The organism is [Clostridium] colinum (assembly GCF_940677205.1).
GTDB classification, from domain to species: domain Bacteria; phylum Bacillota; class Clostridia; order Lachnospirales; family CAG-274; genus Tyzzerella; species Tyzzerella colina.
In genome coordinates this window covers 205,089-226,434 of the sequence record NZ_OW712331.1, presented here as the reverse complement: position 1 = coordinate 226,434, position 21,346 = coordinate 205,089, and the positions used below count along the sequence as shown (strand labels likewise).

At 24.8% G+C, this 21,346-nt stretch carries 14 protein-coding genes; 5 read left to right on the top strand and 9 right to left on the bottom strand.

Annotated features, from left to right (window positions below):
• Positions 1-85: 85 nt before the first annotated feature.
• Complete coding sequence (locus tag NBW53_RS00985) at positions 86-619, top strand: ANTAR domain-containing response regulator (protein WP_250278264.1); 534 nt, start codon at positions 86-88, stop codon at positions 617-619.
• A 29-nt stretch (positions 620-648) separates the two neighbouring features.
• Here NBW53_RS00985 and NBW53_RS00980 read toward each other — a convergent pair whose 3' ends face one another.
• The 4 genes from NBW53_RS00980 to metG all read right to left on the bottom strand — a co-directional run bounded on the left by NBW53_RS00980 (position 649) and on the right by metG (position 6,133).
• Positions 649-1,734, bottom strand: a complete 1,086-nt coding sequence (locus tag NBW53_RS00980; protein WP_250278263.1) for a C40 family peptidase — start codon at positions 1,732-1,734, stop codon at positions 649-651.
• Positions 1,735-2,178: 444 nt separating this feature from the next.
• The gene (locus tag NBW53_RS00975; RefSeq protein ID WP_250278262.1) at positions 2,179-3,243 is read right to left on the bottom strand and encodes a 3D domain-containing protein; all 1,065 of its coding nucleotides are present in this window, start codon (positions 3,241-3,243) and stop codon (positions 2,179-2,181) included.
• A gap of 175 nt (positions 3,244-3,418) precedes the next feature.
• Positions 3,419-4,180, bottom strand: coding sequence for a TatD family hydrolase (locus tag NBW53_RS00970; RefSeq protein WP_250278261.1), 762 nt, complete (start codon positions 4,178-4,180; stop codon positions 3,419-3,421).
• On the bottom strand, positions 4,181-6,133 hold the full coding sequence (metG, locus tag NBW53_RS00965) for a methionine--tRNA ligase (protein WP_250278260.1): 1,953 nt from the start codon (positions 6,131-6,133) through the stop codon (positions 4,181-4,183).
• Positions 6,134-6,395: 262 nt separating this feature from the next.
• Here metG and NBW53_RS00960 point away from each other — a divergent pair, with 262 nt between their 5' ends.
• From NBW53_RS00960 to NBW53_RS00950, 3 genes are read left to right on the top strand one after another with little or no spacing between them, the layout of a single operon-like run.
• Positions 6,396-7,571 (top strand): cation diffusion facilitator family transporter, encoded by a 1,176-nt coding sequence (locus tag NBW53_RS00960; protein WP_250278259.1) that lies wholly within the window; start codon positions 6,396-6,398, stop codon positions 7,569-7,571.
• Positions 7,572-7,590: 19 nt separating this feature from the next.
• The gene (locus NBW53_RS00955; RefSeq protein WP_250278258.1) at positions 7,591-10,824 is read left to right on the top strand and encodes an FtsK/SpoIIIE family DNA translocase; all 3,234 of its coding nucleotides are present in this window, start codon (positions 7,591-7,593) and stop codon (positions 10,822-10,824) included.
• Positions 10,825-10,847: 23 nt separating this feature from the next.
• Positions 10,848-11,849, top strand: a complete 1,002-nt coding sequence (locus tag NBW53_RS00950) for a hypothetical protein (RefSeq protein ID WP_250278257.1) — start codon at positions 10,848-10,850, stop codon at positions 11,847-11,849.
• Between the two features lie 133 nt (positions 11,850-11,982).
• Here the strand turns inward: NBW53_RS00950 and NBW53_RS00945 are convergent, their stop codons facing one another.
• Positions 11,983-13,374: a glucose-6-phosphate isomerase gene (locus NBW53_RS00945; RefSeq protein ID WP_250278256.1), complete on the bottom strand. Its 1,392-nt coding sequence runs from the start codon at positions 13,372-13,374 to the stop codon at positions 11,983-11,985.
• A 192-nt stretch (positions 13,375-13,566) separates the two neighbouring features.
• Here NBW53_RS00945 and NBW53_RS00940 point away from each other — a divergent pair, with 192 nt between their 5' ends.
• Complete coding sequence (locus NBW53_RS00940) at positions 13,567-14,103, top strand: GNAT family N-acetyltransferase (RefSeq protein WP_250278255.1); 537 nt, start codon at positions 13,567-13,569, stop codon at positions 14,101-14,103.
• A 336-nt stretch (positions 14,104-14,439) separates the two neighbouring features.
• Here the strand turns inward: NBW53_RS00940 and NBW53_RS00935 are convergent, their stop codons facing one another.
• From NBW53_RS00935 to NBW53_RS00920, 4 genes are all read right to left on the bottom strand, one after another.
• On the bottom strand, positions 14,440-16,752 hold the full coding sequence (locus tag NBW53_RS00935; RefSeq protein ID WP_250278254.1) for an MGH1-like glycoside hydrolase domain-containing protein: 2,313 nt from the start codon (positions 16,750-16,752) through the stop codon (positions 14,440-14,442).
• Between the two features lie 335 nt (positions 16,753-17,087).
• Positions 17,088-18,692, bottom strand: coding sequence for a response regulator transcription factor (locus NBW53_RS00930; protein WP_250278253.1), 1,605 nt, complete (start codon positions 18,690-18,692; stop codon positions 17,088-17,090).
• Positions 18,693-18,926: 234 nt separating this feature from the next.
• Complete coding sequence (cwlD, locus tag NBW53_RS00925; protein WP_250278252.1) at positions 18,927-19,556, bottom strand: N-acetylmuramoyl-L-alanine amidase CwlD; 630 nt, start codon at positions 19,554-19,556, stop codon at positions 18,927-18,929.
• Between the two features lie 22 nt (positions 19,557-19,578).
• Entirely contained in the window at positions 19,579-21,198 is a 1,620-nt protein-coding gene (locus NBW53_RS00920) for a coiled-coil domain-containing protein (protein WP_250278251.1), read from the bottom strand.
• Positions 21,199-21,346 lie beyond the last annotated feature (148 nt).

Below are 21,346 nucleotides of genomic sequence, written 5' to 3'. Positions count from 1 at the left end.
TAGCATAATGTATATTTTTTCTTTACATATTACATATTATTTGTTAAAATATAATAATATAAATTAAATAAAATTGGTGATTTTTATGTCAAAAAATAATATTATAATAGCTTTTTCATCTGATAAAATTTGTAATAATCTTTGTACTATATTAAATAAAAATGGGATAATTTATAATCATATTTGCAAAACAGGGGCTAATCTTAGGAAATATTGTTCTTATTATGAAAATGGTATTATATTATGTGGAACAAATTTTATAGATGAATCTACATATAATATAGTAGAAGATTTTTATAAAGATTTTTGTTTTTTATTGATAGGTAGTTTAGATAAAATAAATATATATGATAATAAAAAAGTTTATAAACTTCCTACCCCCATTAAACAAGAAGATATTATTAATGCTTTAGATATGGCATATTATAAAAATATTGAAAATATAAAAACTAAAAATTTAAAATTTATAAATGAGGCAAAAAATTTACTTATTTTACATAATAATTTTACTGAAGATACAGCACATAAATATATACAAAAAAAGAGTATGAATACAGGTAAAAAAAATATAGACATAGCTAAAATAATTATATCTAAATATAAAAAGCGTGAATTATAATCACGCTTTTTATATTTAGATAATTTATATTATTCAGGTATTACTCTTCTTGCTCCATAATATGTTCTTAAAGAATAATCACTATTTAAACTAGATATTATAACACCTTGGTTTTTACTATCTGTAGAATGTATATATTGATTGTTTCCTATGTATATACCAACATGAGATATTGGAGAATTGCCTCCAGTATTAAAGAATACTAAATCACCTATTAAAAGGTCTTTCTTTTCAACTGGTTTTCCATTTAAATATTGGTCTCTAGATACACGATTAATATTTATACCAAAATTTTTAAATACTGCATACGTAAAACCAGAACAGTCTGTCCCAATATTAAGATTTGTACTACCATAAATATAAGGCTTTCCTAAATGAGCTTTAGCAAAGTTTACAACTTCTTCTCCACTAACTTTATTGCTTACTGTTTGTGTTTGTGTCTGTGTTTCTTTTTTATCTGTTATCGTTCCAAAGCTTTCGCTTATATAACCAGACTTTCCATTATATTTAACTTTAAGCCAACCATTATTATTTTCTATTAAGTCTACATATGTATCACTAGGTATAACCGCTAAAACTTTAGATGAGGTAGAAGGCTCTTCTCTAAGATTAAGCCCTGCCTCAGATGTTATTTTAACATATTTTCCTGTTGGTTTATCATTATTATTTGATACTGGTTTTTCTTGTGGCTTAGAGTCTACAAGATATGTATTTTCTATATATCCTATTTTTTCATCAAAAAATATTTGAGAAAAGTTTCCTTCTTGGCTTCCTATTACAACAGTTGAATCTACCGGTATAGAGCCTATACTATTACTTCTATTTGATGGACTAGAATAAACTGGTACATAATTTTCACCATTTTTAATACTAGTAACTTTTGCAAATTTTGTTGTAATATAATTATTATCTGTAAAAGATATTCTAAAAGCAGAATCTAAATTATTTACTTTAGATATAGACTCTCCATTTTTAGAAGATATAACAGATATATCATTTTGTTTTATACTATTTGTATTAGTAGCTGTAATAACATTTGCTGCATATACAGAAACATTGCTAAATAATAAAGCTAATGCTATTACAGAAACTTTGGTTGTTATATTTATTTTCAAACCAATTTTCCTCCTTAGTATATTGCTATAATATATATCTTTGTAACATTATACAACAATTTAATCTACTTTGTCAATTTTCATTACACCTAATAAAATAACTCTTTATTTATATACAATTTATTTAAAAAATAGTTAAACTTTAACATAAAAAAATATATAATAACATAATGTTGTTATAGACAAAGTCTACAACCTTTTATCGTAATAATAAAATTATCATGACGAGATGCTGTATGAATAAAATAAGTTTTTTTCGTGCAAGGGGCTAAGCCTCCTTAAAATTTAACTTTATATATAATAAGCAAAGCCTTTTATACTATTTAAGATGAGAACTTTTGCCCACTTTTATTTATAAATTTTAGCCTATCTTAAATTTGATAACTTAAATATGTACATAAAAAGGGCTATGATAAATCCATAACCCTTTAAAAATATTAAATATTAAGCTACTTTTTCGCCTAAAACATAAACATTTACATTTCTTACTCCATACTGTATTGCATCATTATATTTATCAAAAAATACATCTATTTTATTTCCTTTTATAGCACTACCTGTATCTCCTGCTATGGCATATCCATAACCTTCTATATAAAGTTCTGTACCAAAAGGTATAACGCTAGTATCTACCGCCACAACCCCTCTTTGTGCTTTCATACCAGATGCAGTTATTCCATATCCTGCATCTCCTGGTCTTTTACCAGTAGATTCTGGTCCTGCTGTATATGCAGTAGATTTCATATTTATTTTTTTATCTATAACAAATATACCTTTTTCAGTTTTTATAGTATTCTTTTTAGTTCCTTTTTCTATAATTTCTGTAATAGGTTCTTTTGTAACTTTTTCTTCTATAATATTTTTAGACTCTAATTTATCTTCTCTATAAACTTCTTTTATAGTTGTTTCTTTTATACCATTTACACCCTTAGTTTTTATATTAATTTTACCTTCTGGTAAATCTGGATTTTCTACTGTTTCAGTTTTAAAAGGTATCTCTTCTTTTATAGTTTTTATTTCTTCTTTAAAATAAGATACTTTTATAACCATATTATCATTAATATTTGATGCTGAGCTTTGTCCCTCATCTAAAAAAACTTTTTTATTTGTTTCTTCACAAAATTCTTTTATAGCCGTACCAACTAAGCCTTTATTTGTAAGAAATTCAACTTCTTCTTTTTCATCTATAATAAATTTTACTGTTTCTGCAGTATCAATGTTTATTACCATATCTTTATCTATCACTGTATCAAGATTTATATCTACTATGTCTTTTTCAGTTAATTTTATATTTTCTTTTTCAAAAAGCTCAGACACTTTAACATCCATAGTGTTATAAACGTGCCATTTTCCATCTATAACTACTCTTACTTGATAAAGCCCTTCTGCAAATGCAGTTAGTGTGCCACAAAAAGTAGATAAAACTAAAACTGAGCTTGTAAAAATATTTATCCTTCTTATCTTTAATCTTGTAAGCTTAAAAAATTTGTTACATAAATTGTTAAACATTAATATTCCTCCTGTACAGGTTAAAATATTATTTATATAATATTTAATATATTACATTTTTAAACCTGTTTATTAAGCTATATTAAAATTTATTAATATTGGCGTAACACTTAATTTAACACCACAGGTAATATCTTAACATATTTGTAATATTTATGCAATAACTTTTTAAAGACTAATTTAGACAAAAAAATTCTTTAGCAGTTTCTAGTGTTATTTTTTCAACTTTTTCTTTATCAATTTGTTTTATTTCGCTAATTTTTTCGACAATATATTTTAAATTTTGTGAATTATTTCTAGTACCTCTAACAGGCACTGGAGATAAATATGGCGAGTCTGTTTCTATCAAAATTGCTTCTAAAGGGATATTTTCAACCATTTTTAATAGCTTATTAGCATTTTTAAATGTTAAAACACCACCTACACCTATATAAAATCCCATTTTTATATATTCTAATGCCATTTCTAAGCTACCAGAATAGGCGTGAATAACACCTTTTCTAACTTTACTATCTTTTATTATATCAAAAACTTCTTGGCTTGCCTCTCTAGAATGAATTATTACAGGTTTTGTAACATTTTCGCAAATTTTAAGTTGTTTTTTAAAAACTTGTCTTTGAATGTCTCTAGGTGAAAAATCGTAATGATAATCTAAGCCTATTTCACCTAAGGCTACAACTTTATCGTGTTGTAGCCATTTTTCTAAAGTTTTGTAGTCTTCTTCTTTAACAGATTTCGCTTCGTGAGGGTGTACCCCTACGCTTGCATATAAAAAGTCATATTTTTCTGCAAGTTGTATACTATTATATGAAGATTTCATATCTACACCAATATTTACAACATATCCTACATTATGCTCTTTTAAACTTAATAATACTTGATGTCTATCTTCATTAAATCTTTCATCATCATAGTGAGCATGAGATTCAAAATACATTTATTTTACCTCCGCACCACTTTTTATAACATTTTCATTATCTTCAACAGTTATTATTTTTAAGTTGTTTTCATTATCACTAGCTGCTAAAATCATACCCTCAGATATTTCTCCACATAGTTTAGCAGGTTTTAAGTTAGTAAGTACAACAACTCTTTTACCTACCATTTCTTCTGGTGTATAATGATTAGCTATTCCAGATACTATTTGAATAACTTTTTCACCTATTTTTACTTGAGATTTTAAAAGCTTGTTAGATTTTTTTATTTTTTCACATTCTAAAACTTCACCTATTTTAAAATCCATTTTTAAAAAGTCTTCAAAGCCTATTTGTTCTTTTTCCTCTGTTTTATTTTGTTGGTTTGTTTTAGCTTTTGTAGCCTCTAACATAGCATCTAACTGTTCTAACTCTTTTTCTATATCAATTCTTGGGAAAATAACATTACCTTTTGTTATTGTTAAATCTTTTGGTAATAACCCAAATGTTTTACTACTATCCCAAGTTAATAAATTATCATCTTTTATAGATAATTGTTCAAAAATAGCTTTAGCCGTGTTAGGCATAGCAGGTTTAATAAGTATGCCTATTATTCTAAGAGATTCTGCCAAAACATACATAACGTTATAAAGCTTATCTTTATTAGCTTCATCTTTAGCTAAAACCCACGGTGTAGTTTCATCTATATATTTATTAACACGTCTTACTAAATTCCATATTTCTGTCAAGGCATTGCTAAATTGCATTTTGTCCATATAATTTTCTACTTTTAAAATAATATCTGTACAAAATTCTTTTATTTCTTGTTGACTTTCTTCATTATATAATGCAGTTGATGGTAAGCTACCTCCAAAATATTTATCTATCATACCTACTGTACGAGATAATAAGTTACCAAGGTCATTAGCTAAATCAAAATTTATTCTTTCTATAAGTGCTTTATTTGTAAAGTTACCATCTTGTCCAAAAGCAACTTCTCTTAATAGGAAATATCTAATAGCATCTACCCCATATCTATCTACCAAAACTTTAGGGTCTACTACGTTGCCTTTAGATTTACTCATTTTACCACCATCTATAAGCAACCAACCGTGTCCAAATATTTGCTTAGGTAGCTCTAAATCTAATGCCATAAGCATAGCAGGCCAAATAATAGTATGAAATCTAACTATTTCTTTACCTACAACATGTATATCTGCTGGCCAATATTTTTTAAAGTCGCTATCATCATCAGAGCCATAACCAAGTGCTGAAATATAGTTTGATAAAGCATCTATCCAAACATATACCACATGGTCTTTATCAAACTCTACTGGTATCCCCCATTTAAAAGATGTTCTTGATACACATAAATCTTCAAGACCTACTTTTAAAAAGTTATTTAACATTTCATTTTTTCTAGATGAAGGGCTTATAAAGTCTTCATTTTCTTCTATATGCTTTATAAGTCTGTCTTGATATTTGCTAAGTTTAAAAAAGTAGCTTTCTTCTTTTACATTGTGTACATCTCTTCCACAATCTGGACATTTACCATCTTTTAGTTGGCTTTCTGTAAAAAATGTTTCACAAGGTGTACAATATAAACCTTCATAATATCCTTTATATATATCTCCTTTATCATATAAAGCCTTAAAAATTTTCTGAACAGTTTTTATATGTTTTTCATCTGTTGTTCTAATGTAATAATCATAATCTATGTCTAAAATTTGCCAAAGCTCTTTTATATGGTTTGTTATATGGTCTACATATTCTTTAGGAGAAATTCCTCTTTGCTTTGCCGATTCTTCTATTTTTTGCCCATGCTCATCAGAGCCTGTTAAAAATTTTACATCATATCCTCTCATCTTTTTGTATCTTGCCATTGTGTCTGTTGCAATGGTAGTATATGAATGTCCTATGTGTAAATAATTATTTGTATAATATATTGGTGTTGTTATATAAAATTTTTTACTCATTATTTATCCTCCATTATATATGTTTATAATATTATATATTATTTTTATATAAAAATCAAAGTTTTATTAAACAATTATTATATTATTGGTAATAACTTTTGTAATATTAAAAGCAAAAAAATATCCATTTTAATAATATAATAAACTATTTTTACTAAATTATATAACAAATCAAAATATTATGCCCTTAATAAAAATACTTGTATTATATAGCTTAATTTGTTATAATTTTTATTAAAGTTATTATTTTTAGGAGGTAATAATGACTAATTTATTAATAAGATTATTTATAAAAGACTACAAAAATATTAAAGATGAAACTGTTAGAAAAAGATATGGGGAGTTAGGCAGTTTTATTGGTATATGTAGCAATGTTATGTTGTTTATAATAAAATTTTTAATAGGTGTTTTTATAAATAGTGTTGCTATAATGGCAGATTCTTTTAACAATCTATCAGATAGTTTATCTTCTATAATAACACTATTAGGGTTTAAACTTGGGTCAAAACCAGCAGATGAACAACACCCTTTTGGACACGGTCGAATGGAATATATATCTGGGCTTATTGTTTCATTTATAATAATGCTTATAGGCTTTGAATTTTTAAGAACTTCATTTTTTAAAATTATAACGCCAGAAAATATCACTTTTAGCTATGCAACTATTTTTATACTGTTAATAACTGTTATAATAAAAGTATGGCAAGCTTTATTTAACAAAAAAATAGGTAAGCTTATAAACTCACATTCTCTAATAGCAACTGCAGCAGATAGTAGAAATGATGTTATAGTAACATCTGTTACAATATTATCTCTTATAATATTTAAATTTTTTAATATAAATTTAGATGGATATTTCGGCGTGATAGTAGCATTATTTTTAATGTATTCTGGATTTAACCTTGCAAGAGAAACTTTATCTCCTCTTTTAGGTGAAGCTATTGATAATGACCTTGCAGAAAAAATAAAAGATATATGCTTAAGCTATGATGGTATAATAGGTATCCACGATTTATTAGTCCATAATTATGGTCCTAATAAAAGTATTGCTTCTTTACATCTTGAAGTACCTAGCAATGTTGATATAAATAAATCTCACGAAATTATAGATATAATAGAAAAAAGAATACAAGATGAACTTAACATATTTTTGACTATACATATGGACCCTGTAAACTTAAATGACGATAGAATAGACAAAATAGTTAAAACTATACATAATGTTTGTAAAAAATATGATGAAAACATAGATACTCACGACCATAGATTAGTAGATGGTGAAAATACAATAAATTTTATATTTGATTTAGTTATACCCTACAACTTTTCAAAAGATAAGGAGCATAATCTTATACTAGATATAAAAAATAGCGTAATGTCTTTAGATAAAAGATATAAATGTATAATTAACATAGAGAAAAGTTTTATAAATAAATAATTACAAAGGATGTTTATAAATGGCTAAAATAGAAAATAAAAAGGATAATACAAAAGGTAAAAAAGCTATAAAAAATAATCCACCTAAAAAGCCTATTAATTCTAGCCTATCTTTAGAGATAACGTCTATACTCATAATTTGTTTTAGCATACTGCTTATAATAAGTATATTTTTTGGCAGTGGAGGTTTTTTAGGTAAGGCTCTTAGTAGCCTTTTTAAAGGACTATTTGGTATAGGTGCTTATTTGTTGCCAATAATAATGATTGTTTGTAGTGTATATGTATTTTTTTCACAAAATAATAAAATAAATATTTTTAAGGTTGTTTTATCTATTATAGTTTTTATTCTTTTAATTACATTTTTTCACATTGCAACTAGACAAGATATTAGTAGTTTTTCAAACTATTTCACATATTTAGCTAATGAATATAAAACTGCTAAATTTTTAGATGGTGGTGTTTTAGGAGCTTTAGTAGGAGATTTATTTTTAAAAGTGCTTGGTGTTTTAGCAAGTTATATTTTTATTATAATATTATTTATCGCTTCTATATTTCTTTTAACAGGTAAATCTTTTTTTACAAGTGTTTATAAATGGTTTAAAAATTTATCAAACTACTTTTACTACGAATATGACATAGAAGAAGAATATGAAGAAGATATTAATTTACCTGTTAAAAAAAATAAAAATATTATATCAAAAATAAAAAATATAATGCCTAATAAAAGCACTTATTATGAAGATGAACAAGAAGAAATATATGAAACTCATAATAAAAATAATTATTTAGAAAATGAATATAAAAAACCAACAATAAAAAGATATAATAACTATATATTTGATGGAACTTATAAATATAGACGTATACAAAAACCTGTTTTCTTTGATATGAGCAAAGCTCCCAAAAATAATAAAGATAGAAAAATTATTTTTGCTATAGATGAAATTAATAATCCAGAAAAATATAGAAATATTACCTACAACAAACCTTTAGAAAATAATTTTAATAATAATGATACTAACAATACAAATATTATAAATAATTTAAAAGAAGAAAATATTTATAATACAACAGCTAATGTAGTTAAAAATTTTGAAAATACTTCTTCAAAAAGTTCTACAAATGACGATTTATTTAAAATAAAATCTAAAGAAGAATATATTAATAATGTTTATATGAAAAAGAAAACAGATACACCTATAAACCGTGAATTTGACATAGATTTAAAATTTATAGATAATAATATAGATGATATTTTTGAAAATCCACCGGAACAATTTTTATCCGATAATGTAGAAAGTAATTATTTAAATAATTTAGATAATTTTTATAATTTTAATGAAGATGATGATATAGAAGAAGAATTACAAGAAGTAGAAAATATAGAAGAAAAGGCAAAATTTGAAAATTTAGTGGAAAATAATGAAAAAATAGTATATAATGAATACGATGAAGAAACTAAATATGACAATATTATAGATGATACATTAAATGAAGAAATTATAACAAATGATTTAAACAGTACCATCAATAATGATGATTGCCCTTTTGACATAGAAGATAATAATTTAGAAGCTTCGCCAATAGTTCAAAATAATAGTTTACAAAATAAACCTATATCTAACATTAAAAAAGATAAAGATGATTTTACTATTATAAATCAAGATTCTCATAAGTCAGCCTACCAACAAGTTAATAACAATAATATTAAAAATTTAGATAAAACCGAAAATATAAATGAACCTGTTATTATTAAACCAGATGTAGAAAAAATGGTAACAAGTGCAATAGTAGAAGAAGATATTAAAAGAGAATATATTTTCCCAAAACTTGACTTTTTATCTAAAAATCCTAATGAAAATAATGAAAATAACGATATAGAGCTTAGAGAAAATTCATATATATTAGTAAAAACATTAAAAAGCTTTAATGTGACTGCTCAAGTTATAAACATAAGCAAAGGCCCATCTGTTACTAGATATGAATTATCTATTGAAGATGGTATAAAAGTTAGTAAAATTTTAGGACTTGCCGATAACCTTGCCCTTAGTCTTGCCGCTAGCTCTATTAGGATTGAAGCTCCTATACCAGGTAAATCTGCCGTTGGTATAGAAATACCTAATAAAGAAGTAAAAAGTGTATTTTTAAGTGAAGTAATATGCGCAGAAAAATTTCAAAAATTTCCTTCAAAAGTTGCTTTTGGCTTAGGTAAAGACATAACTGGTAATGTTATAGTTACCGATATAGCAAAAATGCCTCATATGCTTATAGCTGGTGCTACAGGCTCTGGTAAAAGTGTTTGTATAAATACTCTTATAACAAGTATATTATATAAAGCAAACCCTAATGAAGTTAAACTTATGATGATAGACCCAAAAGTTGTAGAACTTAGCGTTTATAACGGAATACCACATCTTTTAACACCTGTTGTTACAGAACCTGAAAAAGCCGCTGGTGTTTTAAATTGGGCTGTATCTGAAATGATGGAAAGATATAATCTTTTTGCACAAACTGGTACAAGAAATCTTGTAGGATATAACTCTTTAATAGAAGAAAAAGGCGAAGAAAAGTTACCTCAAATTATAATTATTATAGATGAATTAGCAGACCTTATGATGGTTGCTGCAAAAGAAGTAGAAGCTTCTATATGTAGACTTGCTCAGCTTGCAAGGGCCGCTGGTATTCACCTTATTATTGCAACACAAAGACCTTCTGTTGATGTTATCACTGGTCTTATTAAAGCAAATATCCCTTCTAGGATAGCTTTTGCAGTGTCTAGTGGTACAGACTCTCGTACTGTTTTAGATACTGTTGGGGCAGAAAAGCTACTTGGTAAAGGTGATATGCTATTTAGGTCTGTTGATATGAATAAGCCTCTTAGAATACAAGGTGCTTTTATATCCGACAAAGAAGTTGAACATATTGTAACATTTATAAAAGAAAATAGTAGCCCTAATTATGACGAAACAATAATTAACAAAATAGAAAATTCTACAAAATCTAACGATAGCCTTTCATCTGATTCATCTGATGAAATTACAGAAGATGTTATAGCATTTTTAGTAAAAAAAGGTAAAGCCTCTACATCTATGATACAACGTCAATTTAGGATAGGCTATAATAGAGCTGCTAGAATTATAGAAGAGCTAGAAGATAGAGGTATAGTTTCTTCAGAAAACGGTAGCAAGCAACGTGATGTCTTAATGGATAGATATCAATATGAAGAATATCTAAATAGATATAATAACTATTAAATATAAATTAAGGAGGATTTTTTATGAAAAAATCAAAATTAGCTTTAATTTCTTTAGAAATTTTACTTATTATTGTAACGGTAGGTTATAATGTTTTTGGTATAGGTCAACCTAAAAATATAGAAAACGTTATACAAAGAGAATTAAAAAAAGATGAAATGGCATCTTTAAACTATATTTTAAAATATAAAATGCCTAGTAATTATGAAGAAGTTACAGATTTATACGGAGAAATAGCTATTAGAGAAAAAGAAAATAACTGTATATTTACCTCTGAAATAGTGCCAACAGATACTTTATCTCCAGAAGACTTTTTTAAATCACAAGAAGATATTTTTACTAGTGCTTCAAACTTCTCTGTAATTAATGAAGATACTATAGATTTAGAAGATAGAACTATTAATAAAAAAGTTTATAAAATATCAAATGATTTTATGGAATTATATGCTCTTGTTGGTACAATAGAAATTAAAAGTAATCCAAATGAATTTATAGGTGTTGTTGGTAATGCTACTTCTGCAGATTTTGAATCAGATTTAGATTTATTATTAAATAGTATAAAATATACAAAACAAACTTTAAATTCTGAAAGATTCTTTTCAGATGATATTGAAAAAGTAAGTGTAGTAGTTCCAGCTAATTGGAAAAAATTTAAAAAAGATGTTCCTTATAGCTTTTTTAAAGAAGATGAAAATGGCATAGCTTATTCTGTACTTAATAGTGGTAGTAAAAAAGATGAAGACCCTAAAGAAGGCTATGATTATATTAAAAATGTATTTACAGAAGATGAAAATGCAGTTATAATAGAAGATTCTAAAGTAGAAACTGTAGATAATAAAACTATAACAACTACTATTGTAGAATATCCAGAAAATAAAGTTACAACAATATTAACTTTAGTAGAATTTAATAATTCTGATGTATTTGTAGCTGTTAGACAAGAAGTTGTAAGCGAAAATGGAATAGACTATATAAAACCAGAATTAGATGCTATGGTTAAATCTTTAAAACTAAAATTAAATTAAATAAAAGTACTTAGCACTTCAAATGAAGTGCTAAAACTGAATATAAAATAAATTAACTTTTTTAATACAGTATTTAAAAAATAATCTTATTATTTTTTAAAAAGAGTGTAGACTTTGTCTACACTCTTTTTAATTATATTATATATTCATCTTTTTTATTTGGCATAGAATCTAATTCTTTTTTCTTTTCTTCATATCCTGGTCTGCCAAAATAAGCATAAGTTGCATTTTTACCTTCTTCAACACCTGGTTGGTCAAAAGCATTAATGTTTAAAAGCTCTCCTGTAAAAGCTGTTGCAACTTCAAATAAATATAATAACTGACCTAAAGTATTTTCGTTTACTTCTGGTAACGTAATAGTCATATTAGGTTTGCCTGCTTTTAATAAAGCATACTCTGTAGCTATTTGTTCTGTTTTGATAAGGTCATCTTGTGTTACACCTGCTAAAAATCCAAGGCTTGGTATATCTGTATATATTTCTGGTATAGTTATAGATTTTTTGAATTTTTCTACACCTATAAATGTAATTATTTTATCAAAAGGACCTTCAGCATAAAGTTGTACTTGTGAATGTTGGTCTGTTGCACCTAATGCTTTTACTGGTGTAGACCCTACATGAACTTCATTTCCTTCGTTATCATATTTTTTACCAAGACTTTCTGCCCAAAGTTGTGCATACCAGTCTGCTATAAATTTTAAAGAGTCGGCATAAGGCATCATAACGCTTATATTTTGCCCATTTTTCATAGTTAAATAGTTAAGGATAGCATACATAAAACCTGGATTTTTATAAATATCATCGTTTTTACACATTTCATCCATAACAGCTGCACCTTTTAAAAGCTCTTTAATATCAATTCCACAAAAGGCTGCTGGTAATAATCCAACAGGTGTAAACTCACTAAATCTACCACCAACACCAGCTGGTATAATAAATGTTTTATAGTTTTCTTCTTTAGCTATTTTTATAAGGTTTCCATTTTCTTTGTCTGTTGTACAAACAATATGTTCGTTTGCTTTATCACCTAATTTTTCTTCAAGAAGCTTTTTAATAATCATAAATTGGCTCATTGTTTCAGATGTAGAACCAGATTTTGATATTACATTAAACATAGTTTTAGTAATATCTATTGTTTCGAAAAGATATACTAATTTTTCTGGGTCTACATTATCTGCAACATAAAATTTAGGATAGCCTCCTCTTTTTTCTCTAGATATTTCATTGTAATAAGGATGATTTATTGCTTGTTGTACAGATATAGGGCCAAGTGCAGAACCGCCTATACCAAGAACAACAAAAGCATCAAATTTATCTTTAACTTCTTCTACATAAGATATTATTTCATTACAAACTTCTTCTTGATTATATGGTAAATCTCTCCAGTCCATTTTACCATTAGCACGTTTGTCTATCATAGCTTGTTTAGCTTTTTGTAAGTCTAATGCATCTATATCTGCTCTAGAAACACCCATTTTACCAACAAATTCTTGCATCATATTGTTATAATCTAAACGTATTTTCATATTAAATCTCCTTTGCTTATTTATATTTAATATTATTATACCACTTATTTTATTTTTTTCAATTATCTTTTATCAAATTTAACTAATATATCCATTTCTTAACTTTATAATAATAAAGCTTAATTAACAAAGTTTGATTTTGTATATATTTAATGCTATAATAATGTTATTTTAAACAGGGGGTAGCTTATAATGACTTTAGAAACAGATAGACTTTTTTTAAGAACATTTACAGAAAATGATTTAGATGATTTTTTTGAATATGCCAAAACAGAAGAAATTGGGTTAAATGCTGGTTGGATACCACACACATCAAAAGAAGATTCTAAAATAATTTTAAATATGTTTATAAAAGACAAAAATACTTTTGCTATTGTATATAAAAAAAATAATAAAGTTATTGGGTCTATAAGTTTAAGTAAAGATAAATTACGCTCTGGTGTAAATTCAAAATGCTTGGGATATGTTTTATCTAAAGACTATTGGGGTAAGGGAATAATGACAGAAGCCGTTAAAAAAATAGTGCAATATTGCTTTGTTACATTAGATTTAGATATATTATCTGTATCGCATTTTAAGGATAATATAGCATCTAAAAGAGTTATAGAAAAAAATGGATTTATTTACGAAGGAACTATAAGAAAAAGTTTTTTGCTCTATAATGGTACATTAAAAGATAAATGTTTATATTCATTGTCTAAACTAGATTTTATACTCTCAAATATATAGATTTTTTAAATACTTTATATTATCAAATACCAAACCTTTTTTATAAATTATATTTTAATTAATATTATAAAAAGTATAGCTAATAATAGCTATACTCATACTTAAGACAAAATATTTTGAATTAATTTTTTGCATTTTTATACTTTGTATAAAAATTCTAATCACAAAACAAGACTTTTTCTTAGGTTGTGCAAAAAGGTAAATTTCTAGGGGCTTTAGCCCTTGTATGAAGAAATTAGCTTTTTTTATACAGTACCTCAAAAAAAAATAACAAGATTATTTTTTGAAAGGTTGTAGACTTTGTCTACAACCTCAGTATTAGCTATACTTTTTAACCTATTTTAAACCTGTTTGACAAGTATTTTCATTTCCTTGTAAAGTGTTTGTAACTAATAAATAATAAGCAGCTGCACTCCAACTAAAGTTTTTAGCGTGAAGCCCTTTTCCCGTAACAGGATTATAATTTTCTCTTATAGTTTCATTAGATAAAACACCTTCTGCATTATCTATTAATTTTAATGTTAATTCTTTTGCTTCTTTATTATATCCATAATTTTCTAAAGCTTCTATACCAAATATTGCTTGGTCTAACCAAACAGGGCCTCTCCAATATTTATTAGGGTCAAAATATGGATTATCCTTAGACGCAGTTGGGAATGGTACTTTTAAATTAAATTTATTAGGGTCTAAAATATTTTTAACAACCTTACCTGCGTGTTCTTTGCTAGAAAGTTTTGCCCATAAAGGAATAAATCCTTCTGTACCTTTTCCTCTATTTACAAGTAAATATTTTTCTTTACCATCTTTAGATATTTGCAAGTCATAGTAAAATCCTGTTTTTTCATCAAACATATATTTTTCTATATATTCTTTTAACTCTTTTGCTTCTTTTTCAAATTTTAAAGCGTCTTGTTTTTTTCCTAGAGCTTCTGCCAAAGATTTTAAAAATGCTTTTTCAGCATAAAGATAAGCATTTAAATCTACTGATTCTTGATTTATAGAATATCCAACAACGTTACCTTTATCATCTTTATTTTCAAAAACTAATACACCTTTGTCATTTTCTCCTATGCCTTCTTTATCAAATCTTATAGCATTATCCATACCACTTTCCCAAGCTGCCGCAGTTATTATTTCATCTTCATCTATAATAGGCTTATTATTTTTATCTTTTAAGATGTTACCTTTTTCATCTTTTTTATAGTGTGCATTATGAACCATTGCACCATATTCTGCAACACCATTTTTATCTGTATCTCTATTTGTATACCACCAATTATGATAAGCTATCAATTTAGGATACATTTCTTTTACAAACTCTATATCATTTGTTTCTTTATAAATATTATATACTACCCAAGCAGATAAAGGTGGCTTAGAATTTCTTTCATTAAAATCTGCTTTATTATAGTATATAGCATCTATTATAGCTCCATTATCTTGTGGTCTATTTTTATTATCTTTAGTTATTTGATAGTCAAACATTGTTTTTACTGCGTCTTTTGCAAGTTGGCTATCAAAATCTAAAACACCCATAGCATTTTTCCAGGAATCCCACGCCCAAAAACCATTAAACCATCTATAAGATACCGAAGGTGTTATACCACTTGTTTTTATATCTCCTGCTGGGCTTCTCCAGTTTGTAATCATTGTAACTATAGCTTTTACAGCCACATTGTCATAAGCTTTACTATTTTTAATATTTTCTTTTTTAAAAGTATTGTCTAAATATTTTTGCCATCTATTATTATTTTCAATAAAAGCTGATTCTTTGTTTAAGTCATATAAATTTCTAGTTTCTAAATTATATTCTTGTGTATTAAAAGTAAAGCTTTCTGTTCTAAATGTTTTATAAGTTTCATTAGGGTTTAGATTTATAGTATTTTTTAAAGATGTAGTATAAGATGATTTGTCTTCACTTATTTTTGTTTTTACATCATCATAAAAATTTATAAAAAATCTATTTTCTTTTGTTTCTTCCGATAAACCTTCATTTTTACCATCAAAAATAACATTTACACCTTTTTTATTATCTTCTAGTCTTGAATTTATCTTATAAGTTTTTTTGTTATGTTTATAATCTTTAAAAATTTCACCGTTCCAACTAATATTTAAAGATATAGGCTTTTTGCTTATATTTATTATTTCTGTTTTTATTAAAGCCGTTCTATCTGTAGCAAATATTAGCTCTATATTTAGTTTAAAATCTTTAGTATTATACGTTTGAACTAATTTTCCAGGATAATAGTTTAACACTGGATTAGCAAACTCTAAATCAACTGGCTTATTATCTTGTAATATATTTATTTTACTTATTCCTTTAGATAAATTTATAGCCATTGTTTCATACTTATGTTTAAATAATATAGTAGGACCAGAAAAAGCTCCTAAATTTTCTTTATCGGCTAAATTAGGTAAAGAATATCCGTGCCAAGCTCCTTTATCTATAAAAGTTGAAAAATCTGACACTTGATAATAAGAATATGGTTGGTTAGTAAGCTCTGCCTGTAAGCTTATAACATTTGGAAAATCTTCTACTACATATTTACTTTTAGCAAAAATATTTTGTGTAGATAAATTAATACTTGCTAAAAACATAGCAGAAGCCATCATTAAAGATAAACCTTTTTTAAATACTCTTCTTTTCATAATATTACCTCTAAAACATATTTTTAATTTTTTAATATTCGCATTTATTATATATATTTAAATTTATTTTTTCTATATAAATTTTTATGATTTTTTATTAAATTTTTATGATTTTAAAACTATTATATATTATCAAAATAAGGCCAAAATATAAATAACACAAAAAATGGAGAGTATAAGAACAAAAGCTCATCTTTAAGTGTATACGTAGCTTTGACACGGATAGATTTTTAGGGGTTTTAGTCCCTTGCCTAGAAAACTTTGCTTTTTTCATACAGTACCTAAAAAAATAATCTTTTTATTTTTTTAAAAGGTTGTAGACTTTGTCTACAACCTTATTTATTATTTTTATATTTTAAAGGTGATAACCCATATTTTTTCTTAAATACATAACTAAAATAATTAGCATCTGTATATCCTACCTTTTTTGCTATAACAGAAGTTTTTTCAGATGTAGTATTTATAAGCTCTAAAGCTTTTTCTAATCTTAAATTTGTTAGATATTTTATAAAACTTATATTTAGAGTTTTTTTAAATATTGCTGAAAAATATGTAGGGCTAATAAATAAAACATCACAAATACTATTTATAGAAAGCTCAGGATTATCATAGTTTTCATCAATATAAATTTTAGCTCTTTCAACTATGTTATTTGTATAATTTATCCTTTGATTTTTTATAAGATTACTTAAGATAATAAACTTTTCTAAAAAATATTCTTTTAAATTATCGATAGAATAAATTTCATTTATTATTTTATTAATTTCAAAATTTTTACCAAATAATTTTTCAGTAGAAATATTATAATTTTTACTTAATTTTAAAATAGATAATATTATTTCTATAAAATATAAATTATAATCACTAGAATTAATTATTATTTTATTTATGTTATAAAATATTTCTTCTACAAATTTTTTTATTTCTTCTTCTTCAGATAATTTTATCAAAGAATATAACTTTTTTTCATCATTTTCAGAAAATACTAATTTTATATTTTTATCTGGCTCTATATCATTTATGTATATAGTTTTTCTATTTCCCATTATAATTTTATATAAAAGTGCTTCTTCTGAGCTTTCATAAGAAACTTTAAGGTTTTGGATTTTTTCAACACAATATCCAAGGCCTATACTTATGTTGATTTTCATTATTTTATAGTAAATTTCGCATATATTATTAAGCTCTTTTATTAGATGTTTAATTTCTGATTTATGTTTTATATTAAATATAGTTACTATACTATCTAAATAAAAAAAACTATAAAAATTTATACTTTTATTAAATTGTTCTATGCTTTCATCTAAAATATTTTTTATAGAAAATAATATAAGCTCTTCATCTTCAAAATAACTTTTTTCTATATTTTTTAAACTATATTTTATAGTAGCAACTAAAAAATATTTGTTGTCTAATTTTATATTTAATATTTTACATTTATTTTGCCAATAATCTAAAGTTAATTTTCCTTCTATAGCTTTGCTAAAAAATTGTGTTTTTATTATAGGTAAGCTTTCTGTATAATACTTTTTTAAAGCCTCAAAATCTCTTTTTTGGTTATATTCTATATCAAAATTGTTTTTTGCCTTTATCAAAATATCTTCAATTTCTTTAATATTTATAGGTTTTAAAATATAACCTATAACATTATTGTTTATAGCATCTTTTATATATTCAAAATTTGTAAATTTTGATACTATTACTATTTTTGTATTATATCTATTTTTACATAATATTTTTATAAGCTCTATACCTGTTAAAAATGACATTTTTATATCTGTAAAAATTAAATCTGGCTTTAATTTTTCTATTTTTTCTAATGCCTCTTTTCCATTTTCTGCAATATCTAAAATTTGAAAGTTATATTTTTCCCAATTTATTTTTTTTATTAGATTATTTCTTGCATCTTCTTCAGCGTCTATAATAATAACCTTGTACAAAATTTAAACCTCTCAAAAAATTTAATAATTTTATTAATAAATATAAATTTTTAAATTATATTTATTTTAAAGTAAACTACTATTTTTTATGGTACTTATTATAACATATTTAAAATTAAAATAAAATCATATTTAATACACTTAAATATATAAATTTTTATATAAAGTTATAAAATAATAACTTTATTATAAATAAAAGGCTAATTTCATTTTATTGAAACTAACCTATTTACATTAATTAGCATAATAATCTAAAATACCTAAATATATAGCCCACGCTATTTTCTTTTGATATTCTTCATTTTTTAAGTTATTATTTTCTTCTGTGTTAGATAAAAATCCACATTCTACAATTATAGCAGGCATTTTGCTTTGTTTTAATATATAATAATCTTTACTTTCTTTAGCTACTCTATCATTAGTTTTATCTATTTCTTTTAACCTATTTTGCACACATTCGGCTAATTTTTTACTTTCTTCTGAACCTTTATAATAAAATACTTGTGCTCCTTTTACATTTTCTTTAGGAAATGAATTTTGATGTATACTAACTAACAAATCTACATTTTCATTATTTGCTATATTTTTTCTTTGTTTCAAATCTTCTCTTTTTTTATCTGATAAAGCTTTGTCATCTGTTCTTGTTGTTAAAACAAATCCTCCCGATTGTTCTAAATATGATTGTAAATATTTTGATATACTAAGGTTTATATCTTTTTCAAGTGTTCCATCTTTTGCTACTTTTCCTGGGTCCCATTCACCGTGTCCTGCATCTATAAAGATGTTTTTATTAGCTACTGGCATAGAAAATGTCTCTACAGTTTCATCAAAATATGTTTTCATCATACCTACAAATATAATCAAAATATAAATATATAAAGCAACTTTACTTTTCTTCATTTTCTTCAGGTTTTGCTTGAGATTTAGATATATCTTTTTCATTATTATCTATATCCTCTCTTTCAATTTGTTTTGTTATATTTTTAATATTTTCTATTTCTTGTTGTAAAATATTTATTTTTTCTAAAAGACTATTATTTTCATTTTCCATATTTTTTATTTTTTGCCTTAAATGTATTTCAATATCTGTCTTTTCATTATTTTTATTTTGTATAATACTATTTAATTTTAAAATTTGACTATTTTTTTCACTTAATTGTTCATTTAACATTTTAACTTTGTTTTCTAATATTAAATTATTATCTATATTCTCCATATTACTAATATTATTTGAAGTGTTTATTGTATTATTAAAATCTAGTTGTTTATTATGTTCTTTTAAATTACTAATTTTAGAAAATTCTTCAAGATTAAAATTAGCCATAAAATCATTTTCTAAAAACATAGTATTCTGAGGTTTATTTAAATTTTTATATGTGTTATTAACATTTGTCTCTGGCTTTTCTATATCTATATTATCTATAAACTGACTATTTAAATTAGTTATAAACTTATCTTGATTGTTATTTTCAAAACTATACCTATTTTGTTTTATATCTTGTTTTTTATTAAATAAATTAGGTAAAAGCTCTGGTAACATATATATATTTAAAGTATTTTTAGCATCTATATAGACTTCATTTACACTGCTATTAGTCATATTAACAGTAGATAAAAATCTAGCTTTTATTATATCTTGTGATATTTGTTTTCTATATTTAGATATACCTAAAAAAGACCTGCCAAAATCTTCAGATTGGCAATAATATAAAGTAGAGCCTGCAATAAAGCTACAATATAGATTATCATTTAAAACACTAATATTACAACTTTTTATTTTCTGTCCTTCAAAAAGTATTATTGGGTTAGAAAGTCCATTTTCATCTTTTCTCTTATATATCACTTGGCTAGAAAATAAACTTTTTATAACATATACATAATGTACAACATCTTTAAAAGCTATAAAAGAATAATCTACTATTTGATATCCTGTTTTATGTACTGTAATAAAATCTGATATATTTCCATTTTTTATTTCTTTATACCCTATTTGTATATCTTTAGATTTTTTTTGATACGCAACAACTATATTATCTTGATTTACTTTTTGTACATAAAAAATATTATTTGGTATTACAGAAAATGCATCTATATTTTCAGCACGAGTCCAACCTTTGCCTCCAACAAGAGTTTTTATAGCTAAAAAATTGTTATCCATATTATTAGGGGTATTATATATAAGACTCATATTTCCTTTAAAAAATATAGGGTAAAATAAAATATTTTCAGCACCTTCACTTTTGTTTTTAAAAAGTACTTTATGTTTAAATGTATCTTGCTCTAGCTTACATAAAACAATTTCTCCGTTATAATTTTGACAAAAAATATAAATTTCTTTATTAGGCCCTATATCAACAGTAAAACAGTCTGTAACATCTTGTATAATTTTGCTTACTATAGGATAATTATTACTCCCTAGCTTTTTACAATAAATTGCCCTTTCTTCTCCATAATAAAATGATAAAATTTCATTATTTTTATTATTTAAAATATAGTTATTTTGCAATTTTTTCACCTCTTAATATAATTTATATATTTATATTCTATATAAGGTAATGTTATAACTATAACCAGTTTATAACTATATTAAAAAATTTTTAATTTATGCTAATATTGTAGCTTTTAATAGTATTTTATGATATAATGTAATAGAT

What these genes read in the sequence shown, in the direction of transcription:
- NBW53_RS00985 (WP_250278264.1), top strand. Translation starts at nt 86, where the DNA reads ATGTCAAAAAATAATATTATAATAGCTTTTTCATCTGATAAAATTTGT.
- NBW53_RS00975 (WP_250278262.1), bottom strand. Translation starts at nt 3,243, where the DNA reads ATGTTTAACAATTTATGTAACAAATTTTTTAAGCTTACAAGATTAAAG.
- NBW53_RS00970 (WP_250278261.1), bottom strand. Translation starts at nt 4,180, where the DNA reads ATGTATTTTGAATCTCATGCTCACTATGATGATGAAAGATTTAATGAA.
- metG (WP_250278260.1), bottom strand. Translation starts at nt 6,133, where the DNA reads ATGAGTAAAAAATTTTATATAACAACACCAATATATTATACAAATAAT.
- NBW53_RS00960 (WP_250278259.1), top strand. Translation starts at nt 6,396, where the DNA reads ATGACTAATTTATTAATAAGATTATTTATAAAAGACTACAAAAATATT.
- NBW53_RS00955 (WP_250278258.1), top strand. Translation starts at nt 7,591, where the DNA reads ATGGCTAAAATAGAAAATAAAAAGGATAATACAAAAGGTAAAAAAGCT.
- NBW53_RS00950 (WP_250278257.1), top strand. Translation starts at nt 10,848, where the DNA reads ATGAAAAAATCAAAATTAGCTTTAATTTCTTTAGAAATTTTACTTATT.
- NBW53_RS00945 (WP_250278256.1), bottom strand. Translation starts at nt 13,374, where the DNA reads ATGAAAATACGTTTAGATTATAACAATATGATGCAAGAATTTGTTGGT.
- NBW53_RS00940 (WP_250278255.1), top strand. Translation starts at nt 13,567, where the DNA reads ATGACTTTAGAAACAGATAGACTTTTTTTAAGAACATTTACAGAAAAT.
- NBW53_RS00935 (WP_250278254.1), bottom strand. Translation starts at nt 16,752, where the DNA reads ATGAAAAGAAGAGTATTTAAAAAAGGTTTATCTTTAATGATGGCTTCT.